The sequence below is a fragment of the Neobacillus phoenicis genome (assembly GCF_047302305.1).
GTDB lineage: Bacteria > Bacillota > Bacilli > Bacillales > Cytobacillaceae > Neobacillus.
The window spans coordinates 4,647,077-4,672,788 of record NZ_CP154847.1 but is presented as its reverse complement, the minus strand read 5'-3'; the positions used below and the strand labels follow the sequence as shown (position 1 = coordinate 4,672,788).

Annotated in this window: 24 protein-coding genes; 13 read left to right on the top strand and 11 right to left on the bottom strand. The window is 37.0% G+C overall.

Annotated elements, in window-relative coordinates; all coding sequences use genetic code 11:
- Window positions 1-43 precede the first annotated feature (43 nt).
- The 3 genes from AA0X95_RS23920 to AA0X95_RS23910 all read right to left on the bottom strand — a co-directional run bounded on the left by AA0X95_RS23920 (window position 44) and on the right by AA0X95_RS23910 (window position 2,363).
- Window positions 44-619 (bottom strand): YitT family protein, encoded by a 576-nt coding sequence (locus tag AA0X95_RS23920; protein WP_413302438.1) that lies wholly within the window; start codon window positions 617-619, stop codon window positions 44-46.
- Between the two features lie 113 nt (window positions 620-732).
- Window positions 733-1,734: an inorganic phosphate transporter gene (locus AA0X95_RS23915; protein WP_413302435.1), complete on the bottom strand. Its 1,002-nt coding sequence runs from the start codon at window positions 1,732-1,734 to the stop codon at window positions 733-735.
- An 11-nt stretch (window positions 1,735-1,745) separates the two neighbouring features.
- Window positions 1,746-2,363 (bottom strand): DUF47 domain-containing protein, encoded by a 618-nt coding sequence (locus AA0X95_RS23910; RefSeq protein WP_413302432.1) that lies wholly within the window; start codon window positions 2,361-2,363, stop codon window positions 1,746-1,748.
- Between the two features lie 345 nt (window positions 2,364-2,708).
- On the opposite strand from AA0X95_RS23910, the gene AA0X95_RS23905 reads away from it, so the two are divergent.
- Entirely contained in the window at window positions 2,709-2,963 is a 255-nt protein-coding gene (locus tag AA0X95_RS23905) for a GlsB/YeaQ/YmgE family stress response membrane protein (RefSeq protein ID WP_413302429.1), read from the top strand.
- A gap of 68 nt (window positions 2,964-3,031) precedes the next feature.
- On the opposite strand, the gene AA0X95_RS23900 is transcribed toward AA0X95_RS23905, so the two are convergent.
- A complete protein-coding gene (locus AA0X95_RS23900) occupies window positions 3,032-3,955 on the bottom strand; it encodes an RluA family pseudouridine synthase (RefSeq protein WP_413302426.1) in 924 nt (307 codons plus the stop codon).
- A 268-nt stretch (window positions 3,956-4,223) separates the two neighbouring features.
- On the opposite strand from AA0X95_RS23900, the gene AA0X95_RS23895 reads away from it, so the two are divergent.
- From AA0X95_RS23895 to AA0X95_RS23875, 5 genes are all read left to right on the top strand, one after another.
- A complete protein-coding gene (locus AA0X95_RS23895) occupies window positions 4,224-4,610 on the top strand; it encodes a YhcU family protein (RefSeq protein ID WP_413302424.1) in 387 nt (128 codons plus the stop codon).
- Window positions 4,611-4,749: 139 nt separating this feature from the next.
- On the top strand, window positions 4,750-6,492 hold the full coding sequence (locus tag AA0X95_RS23890; RefSeq protein ID WP_413302421.1) for a phospho-sugar mutase: 1,743 nt from the start codon (window positions 4,750-4,752) through the stop codon (window positions 6,490-6,492).
- Window positions 6,493-6,538: 46 nt separating this feature from the next.
- Window positions 6,539-7,261 carry an SDR family oxidoreductase gene (locus AA0X95_RS23885; protein WP_413302418.1) on the top strand — a complete coding sequence of 241 codons (723 nt, stop codon included), beginning with the start codon at window positions 6,539-6,541 and terminating at the stop codon, window positions 7,259-7,261.
- 494 nt (window positions 7,262-7,755) lie between these two features.
- Window positions 7,756-8,871, top strand: a complete 1,116-nt coding sequence (locus AA0X95_RS23880; RefSeq protein WP_413302416.1) for a GAF domain-containing sensor histidine kinase — start codon at window positions 7,756-7,758, stop codon at window positions 8,869-8,871.
- A gap of 13 nt (window positions 8,872-8,884) precedes the next feature.
- A complete protein-coding gene (locus AA0X95_RS23875) occupies window positions 8,885-9,541 on the top strand; it encodes a response regulator (protein ID WP_413302413.1) in 657 nt (218 codons plus the stop codon).
- Between the two features lie 107 nt (window positions 9,542-9,648).
- Here AA0X95_RS23875 and AA0X95_RS23870 read toward each other — a convergent pair whose 3' ends face one another.
- Window positions 9,649-9,903, bottom strand: coding sequence for a YhdB family protein (locus tag AA0X95_RS23870; protein ID WP_307289698.1), 255 nt, complete (start codon window positions 9,901-9,903; stop codon window positions 9,649-9,651).
- A gap of 148 nt (window positions 9,904-10,051) precedes the next feature.
- On the opposite strand from AA0X95_RS23870, the gene AA0X95_RS23865 reads away from it, so the two are divergent.
- The 3 genes from AA0X95_RS23865 (at window position 10,052) to AA0X95_RS23855 (ending at window position 12,913) form a co-directional block, all read left to right on the top strand.
- The gene (locus AA0X95_RS23865) at window positions 10,052-11,035 is read left to right on the top strand and encodes a M14 family zinc carboxypeptidase (protein WP_413302410.1); all 984 of its coding nucleotides are present in this window, start codon (window positions 10,052-10,054) and stop codon (window positions 11,033-11,035) included.
- 59 nt (window positions 11,036-11,094) lie between these two features.
- Entirely contained in the window at window positions 11,095-11,412 is a 318-nt protein-coding gene (locus AA0X95_RS23860; protein WP_413302407.1) for a DUF3889 domain-containing protein, read from the top strand.
- Between the two features lie 88 nt (window positions 11,413-11,500).
- A complete protein-coding gene (locus AA0X95_RS23855) occupies window positions 11,501-12,913 on the top strand; it encodes a SpoVR family protein (RefSeq protein ID WP_413302405.1) in 1,413 nt (470 codons plus the stop codon).
- Between the two features lie 33 nt (window positions 12,914-12,946).
- Here the strand turns inward: AA0X95_RS23855 and AA0X95_RS23850 are convergent, their stop codons facing one another.
- Window positions 12,947-13,528, bottom strand: coding sequence for an undecaprenyl-diphosphatase (locus AA0X95_RS23850; RefSeq protein WP_413302402.1), 582 nt, complete (start codon window positions 13,526-13,528; stop codon window positions 12,947-12,949).
- Between the two features lie 204 nt (window positions 13,529-13,732).
- On the opposite strand from AA0X95_RS23850, the gene pssA reads away from it, so the two are divergent.
- The 3 genes from pssA (at window position 13,733) to AA0X95_RS23835 (ending at window position 16,468) form a co-directional block, all read left to right on the top strand.
- The gene (gene pssA, locus AA0X95_RS23845) at window positions 13,733-14,224 is read left to right on the top strand and encodes a CDP-diacylglycerol--serine O-phosphatidyltransferase (protein WP_413302399.1); all 492 of its coding nucleotides are present in this window, start codon (window positions 13,733-13,735) and stop codon (window positions 14,222-14,224) included.
- 194 nt (window positions 14,225-14,418) lie between these two features.
- A complete protein-coding gene (locus AA0X95_RS23840; protein ID WP_413302396.1) occupies window positions 14,419-15,135 on the top strand; it encodes a response regulator transcription factor in 717 nt (238 codons plus the stop codon).
- A complete protein-coding gene (locus AA0X95_RS23835) occupies window positions 15,110-16,468 on the top strand; it encodes a sensor histidine kinase (RefSeq protein ID WP_413302393.1) in 1,359 nt (452 codons plus the stop codon). The genes AA0X95_RS23840 and AA0X95_RS23835 overlap by 26 nt, the downstream gene beginning before the upstream one ends.
- A gap of 13 nt (window positions 16,469-16,481) precedes the next feature.
- Here the strand turns inward: AA0X95_RS23835 and alr are convergent, their stop codons facing one another.
- The 3 genes from alr to AA0X95_RS23820 all read right to left on the bottom strand — a co-directional run bounded on the left by alr (window position 16,482) and on the right by AA0X95_RS23820 (window position 20,256).
- Window positions 16,482-17,690, bottom strand: coding sequence for an alanine racemase (gene alr / locus AA0X95_RS23830; protein WP_413302391.1), 1,209 nt, complete (start codon window positions 17,688-17,690; stop codon window positions 16,482-16,484).
- A gap of 60 nt (window positions 17,691-17,750) precedes the next feature.
- Window positions 17,751-18,884: an alanine dehydrogenase gene (gene ald, locus AA0X95_RS23825; RefSeq protein WP_413302388.1), complete on the bottom strand. Its 1,134-nt coding sequence runs from the start codon at window positions 18,882-18,884 to the stop codon at window positions 17,751-17,753.
- Between the two features lie 130 nt (window positions 18,885-19,014).
- Window positions 19,015-20,256 carry a PucR family transcriptional regulator gene (locus AA0X95_RS23820; RefSeq protein WP_413302385.1) on the bottom strand — a complete coding sequence of 414 codons (1,242 nt, stop codon included), beginning with the start codon at window positions 20,254-20,256 and terminating at the stop codon, window positions 19,015-19,017.
- Between the two features lie 382 nt (window positions 20,257-20,638).
- Here AA0X95_RS23820 and alaP point away from each other — a divergent pair, with 382 nt between their 5' ends.
- The gene (alaP, locus tag AA0X95_RS23815; protein WP_413302382.1) at window positions 20,639-22,039 is read left to right on the top strand and encodes an alanine permease AlaP; all 1,401 of its coding nucleotides are present in this window, start codon (window positions 20,639-20,641) and stop codon (window positions 22,037-22,039) included.
- A gap of 589 nt (window positions 22,040-22,628) precedes the next feature.
- On the opposite strand, the gene AA0X95_RS23810 is transcribed toward alaP, so the two are convergent.
- Both AA0X95_RS23810 and AA0X95_RS23805 read right to left on the bottom strand, forming a co-directional pair.
- On the bottom strand, window positions 22,629-24,860 hold the full coding sequence (locus tag AA0X95_RS23810) for an MMPL family transporter (RefSeq protein WP_413302379.1): 2,232 nt from the start codon (window positions 24,858-24,860) through the stop codon (window positions 22,629-22,631).
- Window positions 24,861-24,944: 84 nt separating this feature from the next.
- Window positions 24,945-25,577, bottom strand: a complete 633-nt coding sequence (locus tag AA0X95_RS23805) for a TetR/AcrR family transcriptional regulator (RefSeq protein WP_413302376.1) — start codon at window positions 25,575-25,577, stop codon at window positions 24,945-24,947.
- Window positions 25,578-25,712: the final 135 nt, after the last annotated feature.

Sequence of the window (25,712 nt, the reverse complement as noted above, 5' to 3'; positions counted from 1 at the left end):
GCTCCAAACAATGGAGCCAGCCTCTTTCCTGAGGTAAAGTAGGTTAATTTGTTTCGGGTCTTCGAGAAACCGTAACAGTTGTCATTAAGCCAACACATAGGATGGTAAGAAGGGAGTAGAAAAATTTTTCTAGTCCAACGACTTGAATGCCGCTTGTAATAACTAGACCATCAATTAAAAAAATAATAATACCGATATTGATTGAAGTGAATTTAGTTAATATTTGAGCTAATAAATCTGTACCTCCTGTACTTGTTTCATAACGAAGCATAAGGCCAATACCTATTCCAACGAGAATCCCGCCTATAACTGTGCTTGGCAGTATATCAAGATGAATCTTTCCATTAATAAAAGAAAATAAATCGATACAAAAGGATGAAATAATTAACCCATGGAGGCTATAAAAAAAATAACGTCTCTCGAAAAACCACGCAAGGACATAGAGAGGTAAACTTAATAAAATGATACTCAGTCCAGTTGGCCAGCCATAAAAGTAGTGAATAATTAACCCTAACCCGATGACACCACCATCTAAGAGTTGGTATGGAACTAAGAAGCCATTTACTCCAAGGCTTAGTAATAAACTCCCAAGTAGCATGGCAGCGATTTTTTGTTTCATATATTAGATCAGCCCCAAACTTGTCCTTTTACATTTAAAATATGTGGGAGTTCATCATTTAGAAGTAGAAACAATAAATAAAGCAGCTGAAAGATTTCAGCCGCTTTTCAATCTTAAAAGAATAAATTTAGAATAAAATAACTGATTCCTGCTATAAGTGCAGTAATAGGAAGGGTAATGACCCAAGTAATCAGCATACGCTGTGCAGTATCCCACTTAACTCCTTTTAGGCGGTGAGCAGAACCAACCCCTAAAATCCCTGAAGAAATAACATGTGTAGTACTTACAGGTAAGTGGACAAAAGTAGCACCAAAAATTACCGCTGCTCCAGTTAAATCTGCTGCAACACCGTTAATTGGACGGATTTTCATGATTTTACCGCCAACCGTTTTAATAATTTTCCATCCACCAATAGAAGTACCTAATCCCATTGCAATGGCGCAGGATAATTGAACCCAGAATGGGATTCCTGCTTCTGGATTCAGATAGTTGTTGGCAATTAAAGCGAGAGTGATGATACCCATTGATTTCTGAGCATCGTTTGTCCCGTGTGAATAAGATTGTAATGCCGCAGTGGCAATTTGAATATATCGGAAATTTCGATTGGTTTTCGTTAAGTTAAAGTTTTTAAATGCAACCTTAAAAATACTATAAATGATATAACCAATCACAAAAGCTAATAACGGTGAAATGATAAGTGCTTCTAAGATTTTTATAAACCCAGTATAGTTTAAGACATTAAAGCCTTCTGCTGCAATTGCTGCACCAGCAATTGAACCAATAATTGCGTGGGAAGAACTACTTGGGATTCCAAAATACCAAGTAAGTAAGTTCCAAAAAATAGCTGAAAGTAATGCCGCGAGAATAACAACAGAACCATTGTGCAACATGAATGGATCAACAATATCCTTAGAAACTGTTTTTGCAACACCCGTAAATGTAAGGGCACCTACAAAGTTCATTACGGCAGCCAACAAGATAGCTTGGCGTGGTTTTAATGCTTTTGTTGAAACAGAGGTAGCAATCGCATTTGCAGTATCATGGAAACCATTAATAAAATCAAATGCAAGAGCGCCAATAACGATTAATATGGTTAAAATTAAAACAAGGCTCATATTTTTGCTCCTTATGCATTTTTCATAATGATGGTTTCTAAAGTATTAGCAACCGTTTGACAGAAGTCCGCGATATCCTCAAGTTCTTCATAAATTTCTTTATATTGAATAATACGAATAGGATCTTTTTCAACAGTGAATAAATTCTTAATAGACTGACGCAGGATATTATCGCATTTTGATTCAAAATCCTTAATTTTGATTGCATGTTCACGAATTTGAGCTAGTTTTTTATTGGAAAGTAATTCTACAGCTTTATCAATTTCATGGACACTTCCTTGAATGGCATCTACGAATTGAATCATGAAGTTATCAGCATTTGTAATTGAATACATTTCAAATAGTGCCGCACATCCTTCAAGACCGTCAAGGACATCATCCATACTCATAGCAAGGTGTAGGATGTCTTCGCGTTCGATTGGAGTAATGAAGGCATCATTCAGTTCTTTAATGACTTCATGTACAAAAGAGTCACCCTTAGTTTCTAATTCCTTCATTTTCTCAGAGAAGATTTTCAAGTCACTTACGTTTTTTAATTTGTATTCTGTAAAGAAATTTGTACTTTCTTTTAAGTTAGCGGAAATTTTGCTAAGTAATACTGAGAACTTATCAGTTTTCTTTAATGCCATGTGGATGACCCCCATTAAATTAAATATGTACAACCCTATGATATTTTATATGAAATATGTCGAAAAAAGAAACCATCTTTACGAAATTTACAAAAACTTAACATTAGAATTTTCTGATAACTAAGTTTTGCTGAATAAAGTTCTTTTTTACTTTTGCCTAGGTTTAATAATTTATGTATAAAGTTTGTTTATTTTATTTTTGTTTTGTTCTTCGAGGAGTATAAAAAATAAAAATGGGTACTTTATTAGTACAGGCAGCAAGAATTAACTTTCCACTACTGCCTGAGAAGTGGGAAATGCTAATAAATAAGTGAAATGATGAATACTAAAAAGGAGTGTTCTAAAGTGAGCTTTATTTGGGCATTAATTGTAGGCGGAGTGATTGGTTGGTTAGCTGGGCTTATTGTTGGAAGAAATATCCCTGGTGGAATTATAGGTAACATTATTGCTGGTTTTGTTGGTGCATGGATTGGGACAGCAATTTTAGGAAACTGGGGTCCGCATGTAGCTGACTTTGCTATAATTCCCGCAATAATTGGAGCTGCAGTGTTAGTTCTTCTTTTAAGCTTTGTAATGAGAGCTTTCAGAAAAGCCGATTAATACAAAAAATACCTGGATCTAGAAAAGCCTCCTAAATTGGGAGGCTTTTCTTCTTATTATTTTTTGAACTACAACGAGTAAATATCGATGGATTGAAACAGGTTTTGTAAATCTGGAATAGGGGCATGGCATGTAATTAATTCCTGGGTTAGAGGATGATGGAATTCAAGCTTCGCGGCATGCAGTGCCTGCCGATTCACCATTTCCCCGCCACCATAAAGTGTATCACCGATTAAAGGGTGACCTAAATGGCTTAAATGGACTCTTATTTGATGGGTTCTCCCAGTTTCAAGCCAGCATCTTACAATCGAAAATTGTTTATTTTTATCCTCTGCTAGTACCTGATAATTAGTAATAGCTTCCTGTCCAGAATCGGACACTCTTCTTCGCGTCGCATGGTGGCGATCCCGGCCAATTGCCTTATTAATTCGTCCTTTTTTTGGTCTTACCAGACCGTGAACAGCAGCTATATATGTTCTCTTTATTTCCCTTTTTTCAAGCATCTTGTCTAAAATTGCTCCTGCCAAGGCGTGCTTGGCAAACAAAATTGCCCCTGAAGTATCACGATCTAACCGATGGATTTGACGGATATTTCTATCTTCACCCTTTGACTGTAAGTAAAAAGCAAGAGCATTAATCAGTGTAGTGTGGTCGGTCGAAATATCATTTGGGTGAGTATTCATAAATGGGGGCTTATTTACTACCAGTAAATGGTCATCCTCATAGAGTACGTCAATATCATGGAATTGAGGGATAACAGTAAGCGGTTCTTCAACAAACAGTTTAAGTTGTAATACGTTACCAGCATGTAATGGTAAAGTCCAATTGATCCGGCTACCATCTAAAAGCACCGAATTCTCCATTCTAAAGCTATGAGTTAATTTCTTAGGAGCTTCCCAAATTTGACGGAAAACCTCTTCTGGTGTTTTTCCTTGCCATTCATTAGGGACAACGATATGAAACCATTCACCCTTACGCATTGTTTTAAGCATATATATCTCCTTATTTCGGCGCTGACCAAGGCGCTTCCGCTTTTCTATGTGTCTAGCTTCAGCGCCTAGCCCCTCGGGTCAAATAACCTTCGGCAATAAAAGTCAAAATACGGACTTTTCTTGCCGAAGAACATTTGCCTGTCGGGGCTGACCAAGGCGCATCCGCTTTTCTATGTGGTTACAATTACCACCGATTATCCTCGTAAATTATGTTATTCTTATTTTATAAAAGACGATAGAATATAGCGATGGCAAAGGTGGGTTATAAGTGAAAATTGTTTTTGCCTCGACACCAAGTCAAGAAGAAGAAATCAATGAACTGGTGAGGTACATTTACTCTAATATTTTTCCCCTCTATTTTAGTGACGAAGAGATTTGTCAATTTGAACAATTAGGAATTTTACGTCCTACTGAAGATTTTAGCACATTAAAAGATGCTTTTCAGGTAATGACATGTATACAAACATTAATTTCCATTCTTGAATCTTCTCCACTGGATGAACAATATGCTGCACTATACGATAAGAATGTAGCTACTCTTGAGGAATTTGGATTATCCTTTCCTTTTGATTTCGAACAATTTCTCAGTGTGAAGAGCATGAGACAAACAATGCTTAGTATTTACACAAAAGCGGATAATGAATTAATAATATAGGTACGAACGAATTAAGCCTGATGGAAATCAGGCTTTTTTTTCTTTTTCGCAAAATTTGTCGGCTTATTTCGAGTGATTTTTAAAGGAGTATCAAGCGATGACTTAGAAACAATAGTAAATAGATGAAGGAGGGGAACAAATGGACTGGAAAACAGTGGCAAAAAGCTGGATGGAGTTCGATGGCTTAGATGCTGAATTACAAGCTCAACTAGAAGAGTGGAAGAATGATGAAAAACAACTTGAAGAGGCTTTTTATAAGAATTTAGAATTTGGAACAGGCGGAATGCGCGGTGAGATTGGTGCTGGTACAAATCGAATGAACATCTATACAGTTCGTAAAGCATCAGCAGGTTTAGCTGCATACATAGAGGAACAAGGATTAGAAGCGAAACAAAGAGGAGTGGTTATTGCTTATGATTCACGTCATAAGTCTCCTGAATTTGCCTTGGAGGCTGCCAAAACACTGGCAACTAAAGGAATTCAAACCTATATATTTGATGAATTAAGACCGACCCCGGAACTTTCCTTTGCTTTAAGGTACCTACATGCCTTTTCTGGTATTGTCATAACTGCCAGCCATAATCCACCGGAGTATAATGGGTACAAAGTGTATGGGGCAGATGGTGGTCAGCTTCCACCCAATCGTGCTGATCAGGTCATTTCAAAGGTCAATGAAATAGAAAACGAACTATTGATCGAAGTCTACGGTGAAGATCAATTAAGAGCAGCTGGATTAATTAAAACAATCGGTTCAGAAATAGACCAAGCTTATATAGAAAAGCTCAAAACGATTTCTGAGAATCCCAATCTCTCAGAAGAAGCCGAGGTTAAAGTGGTTTTTACCCCATTACACGGAACAGCCAATAAGCCGGTTCGCTCTGCACTCTCTGCATTAGGGTATAAAAATGTAATAGTTGTAAAGGAACAGGAGCTTCCTGACGCCGAATTTTCTACAGTGAAAAGTCCTAATCCAGAAGAACATGCTGCTTTCCAATTAGCTATTCGCGATGGTTTTAAAGTGGGAGCTGACCTACTAATTGCAACCGATCCAGATGCAGACCGTCTTGGAATCGCGGTACGTAATGAAGAAGGTGAGTATGTCGTTCTGACGGGAAATCAAACAGGGGCATTATTGCTTGATTATCTCCTATCTCAGAAAACAGAAAAAGGTACATTGCCACAAAATGGTGTAGTTTTAAAAACGATTGTTACCTCTGAGTTAGGAAGAAGAATTACCACGGCGTATGGCCTTGAAACGATTGACGTTTTAACAGGTTTCAAGTTTATTGCTGAGAAAATAAAAGAGTATGAAGAAACAGGTGACCATAGCTTCTTATTTGGTTATGAAGAGTCCTATGGGTACCTTATCGGCGACTTTGCCCGTGATAAGGACGCCATTCAGGCTGCGCTCTTAGCCACAGAGGTTTGTGCCTTTTATAAAAAACAAGGCTTGTCCCTCTATGATGGAATGATGCAGGTGTTTGAAAAATACGGTTTTTATCAGGAAGGCCTTCGTTCGTTAACATTAAAGGGGAAAGAAGGAGCAGAAATGATTCAAAGTCTACTAGCCTCCTTCCGACAGGAGCCATTAACTAATCTAGGTTCCTTAAAGACCGCCTCAACGGAGGATTATTTAACTGGTATTCGGTTAACTAATAAGAAAGAAGAAAAGATTCAACTACCTAAATCTAATGTGCTAAAATATACCTTTGATGACGGTACTTGGATTTGCTTAAGACCATCAGGCACTGAACCAAAGGTTAAATTCTACTTTGGTGTAAACAGTGATCGACTGGAGGATAGTAAGCTGAAACTCCAAGCAGTGGAAAAAGACTTTATGGATGTAGTGGAAAGAAAAATGAAAATGATTCAAGAACGTTAAGAGTAAAAAACAACGATGAAACTCATCACGAAAGGAAGAAATAATCATGCTACAAAATCAAATTGCTATTATAACCGGTGCATCGCGTGGAATTGGCAGGGAAATTGCCGTAAAACTAGCTGAACAAGGAATGAAATTAACTATTGTTGGAAGCTCTTCCCAAATTCTAAAAACAGCAGAGGAATTAAAGGAAATGGGCTTTTCAGATATTACTCCTGTCCAAGCCGATGTCTCGAAAGAAGAGGATATGGAGAATGTAGTCAACAAGACAATTGAAGTCTACGGATCGGTTGATCTACTAGTAAATAACGCAGGTATGGGCTTCTTTAAATTAACAGAGGAAGTTACTCTTGAAGAATGGAAAAAGGTATTTGAGGTAAATGTTCAAGGGGTGTTCTTAGCGACAAAGGCTGTCCTTCCACATATGAAGGAAAGAAGGGCCGGAACCATTATTACGATTTCATCTGACGTTGCTCGTTATACGATTCCTAATGGAGCTGCCTATACAGCAACGAAATATGCTGTACAAGGTTTCTCAGGATCAGTTGCCCAGGAAGTTCGGGAATATGGAATACGAGTTGGAACCATTAATCCTGGTATGGTGGATACATACTTTGCGGAATCTACCCAAGGTTTGCCAGAGAAAAAAGATTGGTTAAAAGTCGAAGATATAGCAAACGCAGTTGTTTACATGGCGTCTGCACCAAAACATATGTTAATTGATGAAATTGTCATCCATCCATTCGCACAGCAATATCCAATAGCATAATATTAGAGGCTGGCTCATAGAAGTATTTTCAAATGAAAGAAGAGATTTGTCCTTCATCGAAGTTATGAAGGACAATTTTGTGAAATTTTCTCAGGTTTCGGTGTGATGAAGGACAATTTTTAGGAAATTTCCACAGGTTTTGTCCTTCATCGGTGTGATGAAGGACAATTTTTAGGAAATTTCCACAGGTTTTGTCCTTCATCGGTGTTATGAAAGACAATTTTATGAAATTTTCTCAGGTTTTGTCCTTCATCGGTGTGATGAAGGACAATTTTATTTATTTTCCTTTAGGTTTTTGTCCTTCATCAAAAGTAAATAGCCAATCTCCCGATATCCAAAATACCTTTACATTGAATTGGAACCCGTTACTTACAATGTCAGCCTCTATTCTTTCCGACTTAAGTCGTAGAAGAAAACATACTTTTTTCTAAGGAATCAGCAGAAGAAAAGAGTTATAATAATTGCAAGAGTTGGAATTTTCAGGGGGATTGTTTATGAGTACGTGTCACCATTCCGATTTACAAATTTTAAAAGAAATTGCCGAGTTACTGAACCAAGGAACAGACGTAAAAAATGTACTTTCAGAAGTTCTAAAGAAGCTTTTACATGTAACCGGCTTACAAACTGGCTGGATCTTTCTTATTGATGATGACGGCTCCTTTACACTTGCTGCGAAAGAAAATCTCCCCCCAGCATTATCCGTCAACCAGTATGCCCCCATGTGCAGTGGAGATTGCTGGTGCATTAACCGCTACAATAAAGGTCGGATAGATAAGGCAACCAATATTATTGAATGTATGCGATTGGAAGATGCAATTGAACATAAGTTAGGAGATACATGGGGTTTAACCCATCATGCGACTGTCCCTCTTAAAGCAGGAAAAGAAAAATTTGGGTTATTAAATGTTGGTTCACCAAATAAAACAAGCTTTAACAATGAAGAGCTAGCACTATTAGAATCTGTTGCCTTGCAAATAGGCTCTGCCTTAAAAAGGATTAATCTAACACAAAAAGAACAAGAAATTGCATTAACGGCAGAAAGAAATAGATTAGCAAGAGACCTACATGATTCTGTTAATCAACTCCTTTTCTCCTTAAGCCTGACTGCCCGTGGGGGGAAAGAAATGACAAAGGACCACGAAGTGAAAGAAACCTTTAGTTATATTCAAGATTTAGCGCAAGAGGCATTAAATGAAATGAGAGCGCTTATTTGGCAGTTGCGCCCAAAGGGGTTAGAGCAAGGCATTGTTAGTGCACTATCTAGTTACGGGGAAATGCTAGGATTAAATACAAACATAAAAATAAACGGGGTCATTAATCTTCCAAGCAGAATTGAAGAGGCTGTTTTTCGAATTAGCCAGGAAGCATTAGCTAATTGTAAAAAACATTCACAGCAATCTGATGTTCAATTATTTGTTCATGGAAGTGATAGCAGAATAACCATAGAAATAAAAGACAGTGGGTGTGGATTTACTTATGATGAAGGTGCAGAACTTCCATCGCTCGGTCTAAAAAGCATGAGAAACAGAGCGGAGTCTTTAGGCGGTACTTTTTATTTAGCAAGTGAGCTAAATAAAGGGACAAAGCTACGGGTCAGTATTCCGTTTTAAGGGGGGAATTATTTTGAGTATTCGAATACTAATAGCTGATGATCATCATGTCGTACGTAGAGGCTTGGTGTTTTTCTTAAAGACACAAGAGAATATTGAAATTGTAGGAGAAGCAAAAAATGGGGAAGAAGCGGTTGAGTTAGTAGACCGATTATTGCCTGACCTAGTCTTAATGGATTTAGTCATGCCAATAATGGACGGGATTGAAGCAACACAGAAGATTAAAGCGAAGCATCCAAGTATGAAGGTAATGATACTAACTAGTTTTTCGGACCAGAATCATGTAATACCTGCTATTGAAGCGGGAGCCTCAGGCTATCAATTGAAGGATATAGAACCCGATGAACTAGTAAGGGCAATAAAAATGTTAATGAATGGCGAAAATCAATTGCACCCAAAAGCAACGACTCATTTATTAACCCATATCACCTCGAAACAAAATGAGGGCAGGAACCATTTGGATGAGTTGACCAAACGAGAAATGGAAGTCCTTAAGGAGATAGCTAGCGGAAAAAGTAATAAAGAAATTGCTTCATCGCTGTTTATTACAGAAAAGACGGTTAAAACCCATGTTTCCAACGTTTTAGCAAAGCTTGAGCTAGCTGACCGGACACAGGCTGCTCTTTTTGCCGTACGTAATGGAGTTATTAAAAATGATAAGATAGGATAAAAAACTGTAAAAAACGGCTACCATAAATGGAAGCCGTTTTTTTTGGTGGAATTCTTTGGTCCGGTTGTAAAAAATTCTCACATTTTAATCTGTATCCACTTGTTATTTCAGGAAAGACTATACATCGGTATCTCATTTGGATCAGCTTCTATTGTTTCGTTTGCATGGTCGATGTAACGAAGCAAATTATAGAGTTTCGTTTCAATTACAGTGTAGTCACGTTCAAAGTTGTACGCATGAAGAAATTGTTCAATTCTTTTGGACAAAAATTGGTCTTTTGTCCGAACCATTAAAATAAGCAAGTTATCCCATTCAGACCGGTGTGTATAATATAACGCCCGATCATAATCCAGTTTATTCATTTCCTTTATCTCCTCCTTATTAGGAGTTGAGATTATTGTATGACATTCTGCAGATAACTTTCACAGAAAATGTTGGACACCCATTGTTAATAAGGTTTTCAACTTTTACCTGTATAAATCATTCGTTACTTGTATAAATGGAGGTCCTATGGCAAAAATTCTTTGCATTATCATGTTGATGCTATTTTCCTTTGTAACGGTTGGGGAAGCTAAAGTGGTTCAAACGAATAAACCATACAGCTTTGAACGATTAGAACGAGACATCAATCAATTAAGGGAAATACATAAAGGGAAATTAGAAGTAAAATCCATTGGAACCACTCATTTTGGAAGAGATATTTGGGCAATCAAGCTCGGTAAAGGGAAAAAGAATATCGTTTTAGTTGGTACCCATCATGGACGGGAATGGATCACATGCATGCTTTTAATGAAGATGCTGGATTCCTATGCGGATGCTTATCAGGAATCAAGGAAATACCCTTTAACCTCTACCTCAATACTTAATGATGTTTCTATTTGGTTTATCCCCATGTTAAATCCAGATGGTGCAGAAATTCAGCAAAACCATTTCGAAGGTATACCAAAAGATCAACGAGACCGTATTAAAAGCATGAATAAAGGCTCCAGTGACTTTACAAGATGGAAAGCAAATGGGGTGGGGATTGACTTAAATAGGCAATACCCTGCCGGTTGGACTAAGCTTCCTAAGAAGCCTTCAACACCACACTATCAATTTTATAAAGGGAAAAAGCCACTTGAGGCTAATGAAGTCATTGCACTAACCCATTTTATTCAAGAGGTGAACCCTTCAATTGCAGTGGCTTATCATTCAGCGGGAAGAGAGATTTTCTGGAACTATAAAAATGGAAAACATCTCAAGCGGGACAAAAAGATTGCAAAAAAAATCTCTAAATTAACAGGCTATAAATTAGGAAAGCCACCTAAAAAAGCAATAGGGGGCGGGTTTACTGATTGGTTTATTACAACCTACCATCGTCCAGCCATGACCATAGAAATAAGTTACCTTGTGGGTGAAACGAGTCCTCCATTATCCGTGTTTAAGACAGAATGGAAACGAAATCGAATGGTGGGCCTTAAGCTAGCTACAGAAGCTAGAAAAATCCATGATTAACTCATAAGAGAATCATGATTGGGCAAAATAGAATAACTACATAAACAGGAGGATAACAAATGAAAAAAACGATTGTTTCTATTTTGATGATGGCTTTTTTTCTAGTCAGTTTTACTGACTCAAGCCATGCCCAGAAGCCAGATTATGAAAAGTACGGCAAAATTGCGATGGCGGTGGTACAGGCGGATTTTTCAGGCGCCCCTATCAGGGAGTATGAATATTTAGGTCGAAAAAATATAGATGCCTCAAAGGCGGAGGACAGCTTCCGTTTTAAAGTACAAGAAAATAATCAGAACTTTTTTGTTATCATAAAGGTAAATCATGATCTTACTAACAAAAAACTAATCAACTTAACGGTTGAATCTCAAAAACAATAAGCGATCTGGCTTATTGTTTTTTGCCTTCTTTTTCATCAATCCCAGCTTTTCTTCATACATTGTGGTAAGAGGAAAAGGGGGAATGGCAATGAATGCGGAAGAGCGTAAATCACTAGAGTATGCGATTAGTGAAATTACCGAAATAGCAAGCGGCTTTGGACTAGACTTTTATCCAATGCGTTATGAAATTTGTCCGGCTGAGATTATTTATACATTTGGGGCATATGGAATGCCAACTCGATTCTCTCATTGGAGCTTTGGAAAGCAATTTCATAAAATGAAACTTCATTATGACTTAGGCCTAAGTAAGATTTATGAACTTGTCATTAACTCTAATCCATGTTATGCGTTTTTACTTGATTCCAATACGCTAATCCAGAACAAGTTAATCGTCGCGCACGTATTAGCGCATTGTGATTTCTTTAAAAATAATGTCCGTTTCCAAAATACGAAACGGGATATGGTTGAGAGTATGGCAGCAACAGCTGAAAGAATCCACCAATACGAAATTCAATATGGAAAAAAAGAGGTAGAAACCTTCCTCGATGCCGTATTAGCGATTGATGAACATATTGACCCTTCTCTTATGAGACCAAAACTTAGCTGGTCTATTGGAGATGATGAGGAAGAGGAGGGAAATCCAATCATTGCTACTCCATATGATGACCTTTGGAAATTGGATGAAAAGGATAAGAAAGAAACTACCCAATCAAGAAAAAAGAAATTCCCTCCACGCCCGGAAAAGGATCTATTATTGTTCATAGAAACCTACAGCAGAGAGCTGGAAGATTGGCAGCGCGACATCTTAACAATGATGCGGGAAGAAATGCTCTACTTTTGGCCACAGCTTGAAACAAAAATCATGAACGAAGGCTGGGCATCGTATTGGCACCAACGGATTTTAAGGGAAATGGATTTAACTAGTGGGGAAGCTATTGAGTTTGCGAAATTAAATGCGGGGGTTGTCCAGCCGTCAAAGACTGGAATTAACCCATATTATCTTGGAATCAAAATCTTTGAGGACATTGAAGAACGGTATAATAACCCAACAGAAGAAATGAAACGCAGAGGGGTAAAACCAGGGTCAGGCAGAGAAAAAATGTTTGAGGTCCGTGAAGTAGAGTCTGATATATCCTTCCTCCGCAATTATTTAAATAAAGATCTTGTGATGAGAGAGGATATGTATCTTTTCCAAAAGCAAGGTCGTGAGTACAAAGTAGTGGATAAAGCATGGGAGCATATCCGTGACCAGCTAGTTAACATGCGTGTAAATGGTGGATTTCCATACCTTACCGTGATTGACGGTGATTATATGAAAAATGGAGAGCTCTATATTAAACACTGGTATGAGGGAATCGAACTAGACGTAAAATACCTTGAAAAAGTACTTCCCTATATTCAGCAACTTTGGGGAAGACCAGTACACATGGAAACGATGATTGAAGAAAGAAGAATGCTATTCTCTTATGATGGTAAAGGAGTTCATCGAAAGTATCTATAAAAAACGGGGGGCAGCTAAGTTTTTGCTGCCCCTTTAATAATGACTTGTTTTTTGTTTAGTTTTCGGAACTAAAGGGATTTGATTATAAATATAGATGATTGTTTTAGGGATTGGGTTTAAAAAGGAACTTAATTTGTAAATAAGTATACTTACAAATACACCCACAAAAATGCTGCCAAGTACATCAAATGGATAGTGATGTCCTACATAAATACGAGAAATTCCTGTTACTATTGCAAACAACATCATGCTTAAACCAATTTTCGGGTGGCGCAACAATATCGCAAGGGCAAGGGAAAACGCCCCTGTTGTATGGTCGCTCGGAAACGAAGCATCTTTTGCATGCTGTATTAGTAGATGAACTTTATGAGTTACAAATGGACGTGGTTCATAATAAATATGACCTATGACAAAATTTATAATTAATCCTAATCCACCAGTTACTGATGCATACACAACTGAATATTTATGTGGTTCTTTGCCAAAGAACCACATAAGTAATAAAACGATGGCGTAAACAATCAATGCGTATTGCGTTGTTAAAATCATTACCTTGTCAATAAAAGGATGATGACCAGCAAGCTGGTTGATCGCTTGAAATATCTGATAATTCATTCCTATTTCATCCCAATCTTTTTAATTTATTTATAACAAAATAACTTTTTATGCTTTTAAGTCGTGAATTCAAGAATGTTTCTTCTTCGATCAATTGGACATTCTAATAATATAAAATTAACTTGTTTTATTTCCTTAACAAATCATTAATATTTCATTAAAATTCATAACCCTAAAAAACAGGTGATTAGGGAGGGAACTACCTTGTTTAGTCAAGTAGCTAAAGTGGTACCGAATTTATTTACAATGGGAAACTTATTGTGTGGTCTTCTGTCAATTACCTGTAATATGAGTGGCTTTTTAGAAGTAGCCTCCGTATTAATTTTCTTTTCAGCAATTTTTGATCTTCTTGACGGGAGGATTGCAAGAGGATTAAAAGTTAACAGTGAAGTAGGTGTACAATTAGATTCCTTAGCGGATATTGTTAGTTTTGGTGTTGCTCCTGCGCTTCTATTTCATACCATTGCATCACCGTCCCTTTTAACTTCTTTGGCATTTATCCTTTTCCCAATAATGGGTGCGTTAAGATTAGCGAAGTTTAATGTTAAACCAACGATTGGCTACTTTAGCGGATTGCCAATACCAGCAGCTGGATTGCCGCTAGCTGCAATGGGGTTCTTTTCATATAGCAATGCATGGATTACCTTAATTCTCTCTCTTTTAATGGTGAGTCCCATCAGGGTTAAAAAACTTTAATCTATAATCCCAAAAAAGCTAACAACCTTTTCGAAGGGAAATAGCTTTTTTATTTTATCTATTAACCTTTTTGTACTCTTAATAAAACATTAAGAATCCATTAAAAAATAAAATTCAATCCAAAATGGTGGTACATTGTAAATGAAGCTAACGATGATTGTTCTTTTCATATTGGTTAGAAGGGATGAGTGTAGATGAGTAGACATATTCTTGTCATTGAAGATGAGGTACAGATTGCTCGCGTCTTAAAAGTGGAATTAGAATACGAGGGTTATCAAGTGACAGTGGAACATGATGGTAAGGCAGGATTGGAAACGGCCTTACAATCGAATTTTGATTTGATTTTGTTGGATGTCATGCTGCCAGGGTTAAGCGGAATAGATGTTTTAAGAAGATTAAGAAAGGAAATCTGTAATACGCCCGTCATTCTTCTAACAGCCAGAAATACTACTTTTGATAAAGTTGCGGGATTGGATCAGGGAGCAAATGACTATGTCACAAAGCCTTTTGAAATAGAAGAATTATTAGCACGAATACGTGCATGCCTTCGGAATTCTCCTAAAAAAGGGGAATCCAACGGAGAGGGCTCTATTTTGACAGTGGCTGATCTAATCATAAACACAGAAACAAGAGAAGTAAAAAGAGGGAGAAAATCAATTACATTAACCCCCAAGGAATATGATTTCTTGGTGTATCTAATAATCAATAAAAATAAAGTGGTTACACGAGATAACATTATTCTTAAGGTATGGGGGTATGAATACGAGGGTGAAACGAATGTAATTGATGTTTTTATTAGACATCTAAGAAAAAAAATAGATGAAGACTTCCCTACTCAATTAATTACTACTATAAGAGGAATTGGTTTTACCATAAGGGAGATTAATGATGAAGATCACAACAAAAATTAATCTTTTAACGACCGCTTGGATGCTATGCATATTAATCCTTATAAATTTTGTTGTGTTTTTATTATTTATGAAAACAACAGTAAATATGGAAAAAGATATACTTTTTCAAAAAGCAGGGGATATTGTAAAAGAAATTAATACAACCCAACCTTTAAGTAGGATGAAAGGGGAATTGGAAGATTATTTAACAGAACATTCCTATATCAGAATTATGGATCAAAAGAATAAGCTGATTTATGAGGTGACAAATGACAAGTTCCTTTCAAAAAAAATGAAAGGAAAACATACCTTAATAAAACAGGCTACAACCCATTTAATTTCTACTGAACATGGAGAAGAAGAAGTATTAATTGTTCGTGTTCCATTTAATAATGGAGATAAAACTTTGGAAATGGGTGAACGTTTACGAGGTCTAGAAGCCAGAAAAGAAATGCTTAGGGCAATCTTAATTATTGGTACGGTATTAGCTGCTTTATTATCTTTGTTGGGAGGAAGATGGCTAGCTAATATGATTATGAAACCGATTTCAAATATGATTAAAACGATGGAGGAAATAGAAAAAAGCGGTGTTCCTAAGACCATCACCGTTCAAAATAAGACAAAAGATGAACTCCAAACGTTGGCGAGAACATTTAATCGGATGATTAATAGGCTTCTAATAAATATGGAAAGACAAAAACAGTTTGTTTCTGATGCATCACATGAATTAAAGACACCATTAACAGTCATTAAGAGCTACGCTAATCTTCTAAGGAGACACGGATTAGAAAATAATGAAATGGCGGAAGAAGCACTTAAAGCCATTCATTCAGAGGCAACCCGAATACAAAAAATGACTGAAACTTTTTTAGAATTAGCCACATTGGAGAAAGAAATTGTATTAGAAATGAACGAAGTAAATTTGATTAATTTATGCAAAGATATTTTAAACCAACTAAAAGATGTTTATAAACGGGAAATAACATTACATTATGAGGAAATTCCCATCATCATTCGTGCAGATGAATTAAAGATTAAGCAGGTTTTCATCATTTTGCTTGATAATGCAATTAAATATAGCAATGACAGAATTGAAGTCTTCTTAAAAAAGGATCAGCAATATGCAATTATTAATATAAAAGATTATGGAATTGGAATACCTAATGATGAGATAGATAATATTTTTGAACGATTTTACCGAGTAGATAAAGCCAGAAGCCGGGAAACGGGAGGTTCTGGATTAGGTCTTCATATTGCCCAAAGTATTATAAAACTACACAAAGGTGACATTAAAATAGTTAGCAAAGAAGGATCAGGAACCAATGTAGAAGTAATTTTACCAATTGGTAAATAAAAAAGGAGAGCAGCTAAAAAATATAGCTGCTCTCCTTTTTTATCTTAAGGAACTCCTGTCCCTTGTTAGCATTATTAATCTGTTGTTCATGCTTAAAATACACTCTTGGTACACGTTTCCCAATTAAACAAACGACTTCATAATTAATGGTGCCCATCCAATCTGCGAATTGATCTACAGATTGAAAGGAGGAATGATTAGACCCAAAAATGGTGACTTCATCACCGACTAAACAATTTTCTACATCCGATACATTAATCATAGTTTGATCCATACAAACTCGTCCTGTAATTTGAGCTAGATGTTCACCAATTAGAACCTTTCCTTTATTAGACAGGAGACGGGAAAGGCCATCAGCATAACCAACTGGTAGAGTGGCAATTTTACTTTCTATATCCGGTTTAAAAGTACATCCATAGCTAATGGGCTGAGAGGCCACAACATTTTTGATAGCAGCAATTCTGGTTTTAAAGCTCATTGCTTGCCTAAGTCGAATCGGGTGATTTTTTAATGATTTGTCTGGATATAATCCGTACAAGGCAATCCCGATTCTAACCATATCCAGATGCATATCTGGATAATTCATTGTAGCTGCGCTGTTGCAACAATGCTTAATAGGCACATGTATATTATTACTAACCAAATATTCCAAAATAGATTGAAACTTGCTGAATTGTTCATAAGTATATGTGGGATCTTCACTGTCCGCATTAGCAAAATGGGTAAATATCCCTTCAAGATAGATGTATTCAGCTGATAGAGCTTTTTTGACCAGTCTCATTACTTCGATAGGGGAGCTTACACCAATTCTGGACATTCCGGTATCTACCTTTAAATGAACAGTAGCAGTTTTACATAATTGAGTCGATTGGACAATAACTTCGTCCAATACATCATGGTCAAATACGGTTAAGGTAATGTTGGCCAAAATGGCCTCTTTGACAGAGCTCGGAGGTGTATAACCGAGAATGAGAATAGGTGTGGATATTCCAGCGTCTCTCAGCTGGATAGCTTCATCTAATAAGGCAACCCCTAAATAGTCCGCACCTGCTAAAATGGAAGCCTTTGCGACTACTATTGCCCCATGACCATATCCATCTGCTTTCACGACTGCCATTAATTTAGACTGCTGTTGTACAAATTGTCTAAACTGGGTCATATTTTCTTGAATAAGGTCAAGTGATATTTCGGCCCATGTATCACGGTAACTATATTGGTGCATCTATACCATCCCCCTTAAAGAAAAATCCCCTCAAGAAAATCCTTGAGGGGATGAGTACTATTAGTTAGCAGCTAGTTCTTTCTCTAATGCCTTTTCTACTGTTACATAGTCATAGCCTAGATCTTTTGCCACTGCTTCGTAAGTGATTTCTCCGTTTGCCACGTTCACGCCAAGCAATAATGCAGCATTTTCAGAAATAGCTTTGAATACCCCTTTGTTAGCAATCTGCAACGCATATGGTACAGTAACGTTTGTTAGAGCAATAGTAGAAGTTCTTGGAACTGCTCCAGGCATATTAGCAACAGAATAGTGTACGACACCGTGTTTAACAAATGTTGGGTTATCATGTGTTGTTACATGATCGATGGACTCTACAATTCCACCTTGGTCGATAGCTACATCAACAATTACAGAACCAGGCTTCATTGCTTTAACCATTTCTTCAGTCACTAGTTTAGGAGCTTTTGCACCAGGAATTAATACCGCACCAATTAAGAGGTCAGCTTCAGCTACAGCCTCAGCGATATTGAATGGATTAGACATTAATGTTTTGATTTGGTTTCCGAAAATATCATCAAGCTGACGAAGACGGTCCGCACTTAAATCGATAATAGTTACATCAGCACCAAGGCCAATTGCCATTTTAGCTGCATTTGTGCCAACAATACCGCCACCAACAATGGTTACTTTACCACGGTTAACACCTGGTACACCTGCAAGTAGGATTCCTTGTCCGCCGTTATTTTTTTGTAAGAACTGTGCACCGATTTGAGCAGCCATACGTCCTGCTACTTCACTCATTGGTGTAAGAAGTGGAAGCGTTCTGTTTACTGATACAGTTTCATAGGCAATGGCAATAACGCCAGATTGCTTTAATGCTTCAGCTAATGCAGGCTCTGCAGCAAGGTGTAAATAAGTAAATAGAATTAATCCTGGACGGAAGTACTTATATTCGCTTGATAAAGGCTCTTTAACCTTCATGATCATTTCAGATGTTGTCCAAACTTGTTCAGCTGTTTCAATAATTTCAGCACCAGCTTTGGCATAATCCTCATTAGTGAAACCGCTTCCAATTCCAGCATCTTTTTCCACTAAAACTTTATGACCAGCATTTAAAAATGAAACAACTCCAGCCGGAGTAAGTGCTACACGATTTTCATTATTTTTAATTTCCTTAGGAACCCCAATAAACATAATTTTATTTCCTCCCCTAAAAAACTATTAATTGAATTGCTATGGCTAAAGTATAAAGCGTTTACAAAAGAATTTCTTTGTTAAGAAAGGAGAAAGATTTTCATTCTTTTTGGGGATTTTCACAAAATGTTCAAATCCCCTGGTATTTAGCTAGCTTCAAATCGAGAAAAAGCATTATTTTTTGATTGGGATCCTTGAAATTAACCTCACCAATCTCTGTAATGCGCTTGAGTCGATAATTTAGCGTGTTGGCATGTACATTTAATTCCTTTGCTGCGTCATTAATGTTTGAATCCTTATTTAAAAAGACCTCTAACGTTTCAATGAGATTACTTTTATGTTTTTGATCATATTCTTGGATTCTTTTTAATGCGTAATTTTCGTACGCTTCCATTTTTCTATTTTCTAGGATCATTTCAAAGAGTTGATAGATTCCCAATCGTTGATAACTAAAGATTTCCTTAGTTTCTGTAGGGAATTTTTCTTTTATAGATAAAACAACCATTGCTTCCTTATAGGCTTTTCCTATTTTTTGAAAGTCATCATAAATACTGCTATAGACGGGATGGATATTCTTCATTCCATAGCGGTCATTCATTTTTAAGAGGAAGTTTTCGGCAAAATAATCGAGTTCTTGTAAGGGATTCTCGATATGAGATGCTTGTACTAATAAGATAAGTTGGTTACAGTCAATGGTATTTAGTAAAATCTTCATTCGCTGAGCTGTCTTTAATAGGTACGAAATTTCATGTTCTTCTTTAGTTGTGATATTTTGTTGAAACTGAAAAACAAATACAGCAAATGAGGATGGGGGAGTAATTTGCAATGCTTGAAAGTGCTGAATAATCTCTTCTTTCTCTTGTAGGTGACCAGTTAATAGTTTCCAAAAGAATTCTTGGGAGCGTTCTTCCTTTTTATTTTTTCTGGTCTGGAGCTGTAAAAGTTTATTCTTTACTGCATCTGCAGCCTTTTTTAACAGAGTAAAGTCCTTATCCGTTAATGTTTTATCAATTTCAATGGCCCAAATAAACCCTAATACTTCATCCTGTTTCCAAATCGATATAGCGACTCTATCGCCAAGACCAATGTCATTCATGCTTTTTACACGAATAGGTTCATCCGTTTTTAAGAGGGCAGGAATAGTTCCTTCCTTCCATAATTGATTGATTACTTTTTCAGGTACCCTTCGACCAATAATGGTAGATATTCTGGCAGGATCTGTCCGTTCGTCATGTGTACTATAAGCAAGAAGGCGGTGATTTGCGTCTTCAATAGTGATAGGACATTGAAGAACCTGACTTATGATATCAGCAAATTCATCCAGACTTTCAAAGGCTATTTTAAATGGATCATGATGATGTTTTGTATTCAAAATCGTTTCCTCCACAATTTATGAGAAATAGTAAATTATTTGAGCGGTGATTATTTTATCTTTGTTTAATTTTACAAAAAAAGTGTAGAAATTTCTCGTATTTCTACAAAAAACTTTGTTCACAAAAATGTTAAGATAATTTCATGTATTTTTCACAATAGTATTTATTTTCGCAAATACTAATTTGTAAGCGCTAACATGTTCTAAAAAGGAGGATTATAGCTAAAAAAAATAATGAATTTCCTTAAAATTAATAGTATTATTTATATTTTAAGAAAGTTTATTATTATGAGATGTTCCTGATATTAGGAGGGAATTGTGAGTATTAACAAAGTGTCGAATGGGAAAATTAGAGGTTTGATTATCAAGGGGAGGTTATGATATGAGCAAAAACACTCATGGGAAAGAACTTCATCGCGGATTAGAAGAAAGACACATAACGCTGATGTCATTAGGGGCAGCTATTGGGGTTGGTCTATTTCTGGGGTCTGCAACAGCGATTAAAATGGCTGGACCTGGAATTCTGCTTGGTTATGCATTTAGTGGTTTAATTATGTTTTTTATTATGAGAGCCCTTGGTGAAATGGCAATTCAAAAACCGGTTGCAGGGTCATTTAGTAAGTATGCACGAGACTATTTAGGGCCACTTGCAGGTTACATCACAGGTTGGAACTATTGGTTCTTATGGGTAGTTACTTGTATGGCAGAGATTACTGCCGTCGGAATTTATATGGAATACTGGTATCCGGATGTTCCACGCTGGATTTGGGCGCTAGCGGCACTTGTCATCATGGCAACCGTTAACTTCCTTGCAGTAAAGGCATATGGAGAGCTTGAATTCTGGTTTGCCCTTATTAAAATTGTTACGATTCTGGCGATGATTGTTGTCGGGGCAGGGATGATTTTCTTGGGGTTAGGTAATGGCGGAATTGCTACAGGTATTCATAATCTATGGCAACATGGCGGTTTATTTCCCAATGGAATAAAGGGTGTATTACTGTCCTTACAAATGGTTATGTTTGCATACCTTGGCATAGAAATGATTGGTGTCACGGCAGGTGAAGTGAAAAATCCCGAAAAATCTCTTTCAAGAGCCATTGATTCTGTGTTCTGGCGTATTCTTATTTTTTACGTAGGAGCTTTGTTTGTTATTATGTCCATCTACCCTTGGGAAGAGATTGGAACAAAAGGAAGTCCGTTTGTTCTTACATTTGAAAAAATCGGTATTCCTGGTGCTGCAGGGATTATTAACTTTGTTGTACTGACGGCAGCTCTTTCTTCATGTAATAGTGGGATTTTTAGTACGGCACGAATGTTGTTTAACCTTGCAGAGTATGGAGAAGCACCGAAGAATTTTGGGAAAGTAACGAAAAATGGTGTGCCAGGCATGGCTGTAATAGCCTCTGCTGGTGCCTTGTTAATCGGTGTTGTCTTAAATTATATCGTTCCGGCAAAAGTCTTTACATGGGTTACGAGTATTGCTACATTCGGAGCGATTTGGACGTGGGCAGTTATCCTTTTATCGCAAATTCGTTACCGTAAAACGTTAAAACCAAGTGAAGTAAAAACATTAAAATATAAGGTGCCGTTATTCCCTTATACTTCTTATATTTCATTAGCGTTTTTAGCATTTGTTATTGGTCTGATGGCATATAATCCAGATACTCGAATTGCCTTGGTTATTGGGCCGCTATTTTTAGTATTCCTGGTGGCAGTTTACTATCTAAAAGGATTTCATAAAAAAGAGTCCAATCCATCATCAGTTAATAAACGCGTTAGCTAATATTTATATGGTGAATAAAAAAGAAGCAGTGGATTTTTTTCTAAAGATTCCGTTTTAAAGTGCTTTTCTTAAAATATGTGCCAAAATGACAGTCATATTGGCATCGTAATTGGTATATAAAAAAGTATAACTCGCCATAGTAATTGGCGAGTTTCTTTATTAGGAATACAATAACCTTATTTATATAAAACCTCACTTACTTGTGATACGGTTCTCTTGGATTTTTGAGAGATACTCACTGCCTTTTAAAAGTAAGATGTTTCGTTCTTAAACGAGTAACCAGCAAAAGTAAATAAGCGGAGTTTTTCCGCTTAAATTTAAAAATGGAGCTCGTTTCGGGGTAAATAAGCGGAATTTTTCCGCTTATGCAAAGAAAAACCTCCCCTTTTTCACACTTTTCGAGTAAATAGGCGGAATTTCTCCGCCTATTTACGCTTTTTTTAATACAAATTTCTAATTAAGCGGAATTTTTCCGTCTATTTATCAGCTCGGGTGCATAACCTGATCCCCCAGCCGATAAGTGAGGATCCTCTTTCATAATAATGATGCCAATCGCTAATTTTTTTCTCCACTGCTTTTTGATATGACTTTATTTTTCAGTGTTTCGTTCAACCGCCAACAGATTTCGTTTAGAGGGCCAAAATGCCCATTTACCGAGCTGTACTGTCAGTGCTGGAACAAGTAATGGACGAACAATAAAAGTGTCTAACAAGACGCCGATTGCTGTGATCGTGCCAAAGTGGACTAGTACTTGAATTGGAAGAGTAGTTAGAATGGCAAAGGTTCCTGCGAGAATTAATCCTGCAGAGGTAATCACAGCACCGGATTCAGCCACTCCTTCTTTAATGGCTTGAAGAAGGGGCATTTCCTTGCTCTTTTTCCAAATACTCGAAATCATAAAGATATTGTAATCTTCCCCTAATGCGACAATAAATACAAAAGAATAAAGAGGAATAAATCCTTGGATTGCGTCTACATCAAAAAGATAATGCAAAACGACCCAACCAAGGCCAAGCGCACTGAAGTATGATAACAGAACCGTTCCAATTAAATAAAGCATGCTAGTAATTGAGCGAAGATAGACTAATAAAAGTAAGGCAATGATACCAATGACGATGGGGATGATAACAAATGCATCATCTGTTGTCGTTTGTCTGGTATCAAATTGCACGGCAGTTTGACCACCTATCCAAACTTTTTTAGAAGAATCAGCAATACCATCATGTTTCATGATAGATTCAATTTTCTTACGGAGGTCAGGGATATAATCCATGGCTTCATTTGAGTATGGATTAACGTCTAATTCCACATTGTAGCTAACGATATTTTGATCTTTGGCTCCTTGATTTGGATCAGAGACATGTACTACGTATGGCAGCTTTTCTACACCAGTTTTAACTGAACTTTCTTTCCCGTCTGTTTGCAGGATCACTTGAACAGGGGCAAGCTCACCAGGATTGAAGTGCTCAGCAATTAAATCAAATCCCTCTCTTGATGGCATATCCTTTGGAAAAGAAGATAAGGTATCGTACGTATATTGGATTTTAGTTGAGAATAAAGCGAATACACATAGAAAGAGAATGGTAGCCGTCATTAGAAGCTTCGGTCTTTTAATAATGAAATCTCCAAGCTTTAATCCAAACCCTTCTTTCTTTCTTTTTACTGGGATGGATTTTCCTTTTTTACGTGCACGTTCTTCTTGCATCTCTGTTGTACGTGGGATGAGCGGGAAGAAGGAGACTCTGCCAAAAATGCTTAATAAAGCTGGAATCAAGGTTAAGCTGGCAATCATCATAATTAATATTGATATGCTAAAAGGAATAGCAAAACGATGGATGGCCCCGTATTTGGATAACAATAACACTAACAATGAAAAGACAACCGTTAGACCACTCATAGCAATGGCTCCTGACGAACCTTTTAAGGAGCGGATCATTGCCACACGTTTATCTTTTTCCACTTCTAAATAGCTTCTAAATCTAGAGATGAGAAATAAGCAATAGTCTGTACCAGCTCCAAAAAGGAGGACGGTCATGATAGAAAGTGCTTGTGAATCAAAAACAACCCAGCCTGCCTTACCAATTCCACCAAGTATCGGGCTTATGACACCATAGGCAATACCTACTCCAAGTAAAGGAATAAAAGCTAAAATAGGAGAGCGGTAAATGACTAGTAATAGGACTAGAACAATTGCAACTGTACCAAGAAGTAGGGAAAGGTCACCCTGACTAAAAAGCTCTGTTGCATCTTGCGCGATACCAGCGGGACCTGTTACGCGAAGTATTAACTTGTTTGCATCTTTGATTTTTGCTTTCGTTGGATCTGTTGAAAATATCGAAGCAGATCTTTCTTTTAATTGTTTTATTCCTTCTGCAATTTTTTCCTTGTCTGATCCCTTTTTAAAGGTAATGGGCAAAATGAGCGTTGTTCCATCCTTAGATAACTGTTCCTTTAGAACAGGCAATGGAAACTGATAAAAAGGAACAATTGTATCCTGCGAGGAAACTGGATTATCCGTTAAGTCCTTTGTATATTGCTGAATAAGGGAAAGATCATTGTCCGTTATCCCTGAAGCTTGGTACCAGGTTAGGAGCGCAGGAGTCCCTGAACTTGCTGGAAACTCCTTCTCGGCAATTATGTTTGCTTGCTCCGACCAAGTTTCCTTCTCTAAATTTGGTGCCATTTCATTCTTTTGAGAATTGGCTTGAGGAAGAGTAACGTTTAGCACGGCGGCAAGAACGAGCCAAGCCAAAAGGACAATCCATCTTCCTTTCTTACCACTGACGGCATTGCCATATCTTTCTATCCATTTTTTCTCCAAAGATGTTCACTCCAATCGTAAATTTTCCTTATCAATTGATAAGCGATAAGTAAAGAGAAAAGGCTGTTATATTCAGCCTTCTTTTTAACGACTAATCCCTTTTAAAAATATTTCAACAATGAGACTGGCTTTATGCTTGACCATGGCAGTTTGTTCATGCTTTGGCAAGCTCCCCATATTGGAAGGCTGCAGAATGGATTTAATAATGTTGAGTATTAAAAAGGCCATTTCAGTTGAATTCGAGTCAAGCTCTTCTGGATTCTTTATTTCTCCATTGGAAACTCCATCATTAATCATCGTTACAATGGGCATAAGAAATCCTTTTACCCAAAGCTGATGAACTCGCTGCTGATCATCAAGACTCAGCTCATGATGCATATCATGAAACATTTGCGACATATCCATTTCGAATTGATCCATCATATAGGTGGTGATTTGAATGAGCCTTTCTTGAAACGTTGTAAATTGAGCAAGAATACCATTTAGATCCTTTTCCGTATGGTGGAGTACATGCTCGATTACCGCTACATAGAGTGTTTGTTTGTTTTTAAAGTGATGGTATAAAGCGGGTTGGGTAATATCGCAAAGGTCTGCAATTTGTCTAGTGGATACAGCACGATACCCATATTCCATAAATAAACGCTCAGCAGTTTTGATTATGAGTTGATAGGTTTCTTTTGGATTTATTTCACCAGTATACTTAGAATCTTTACCCATTTTAGATAGCGGGTCCTTTCAAATAAAATACTTATCAGTTGATAAGTAAACTATATAGAAAAAATAGGAAAATGTAAAGTGAGTAAAAAAGAATTTTTTTTCCATACTAACAAGAAAAAAATGTGGAGGGACCTC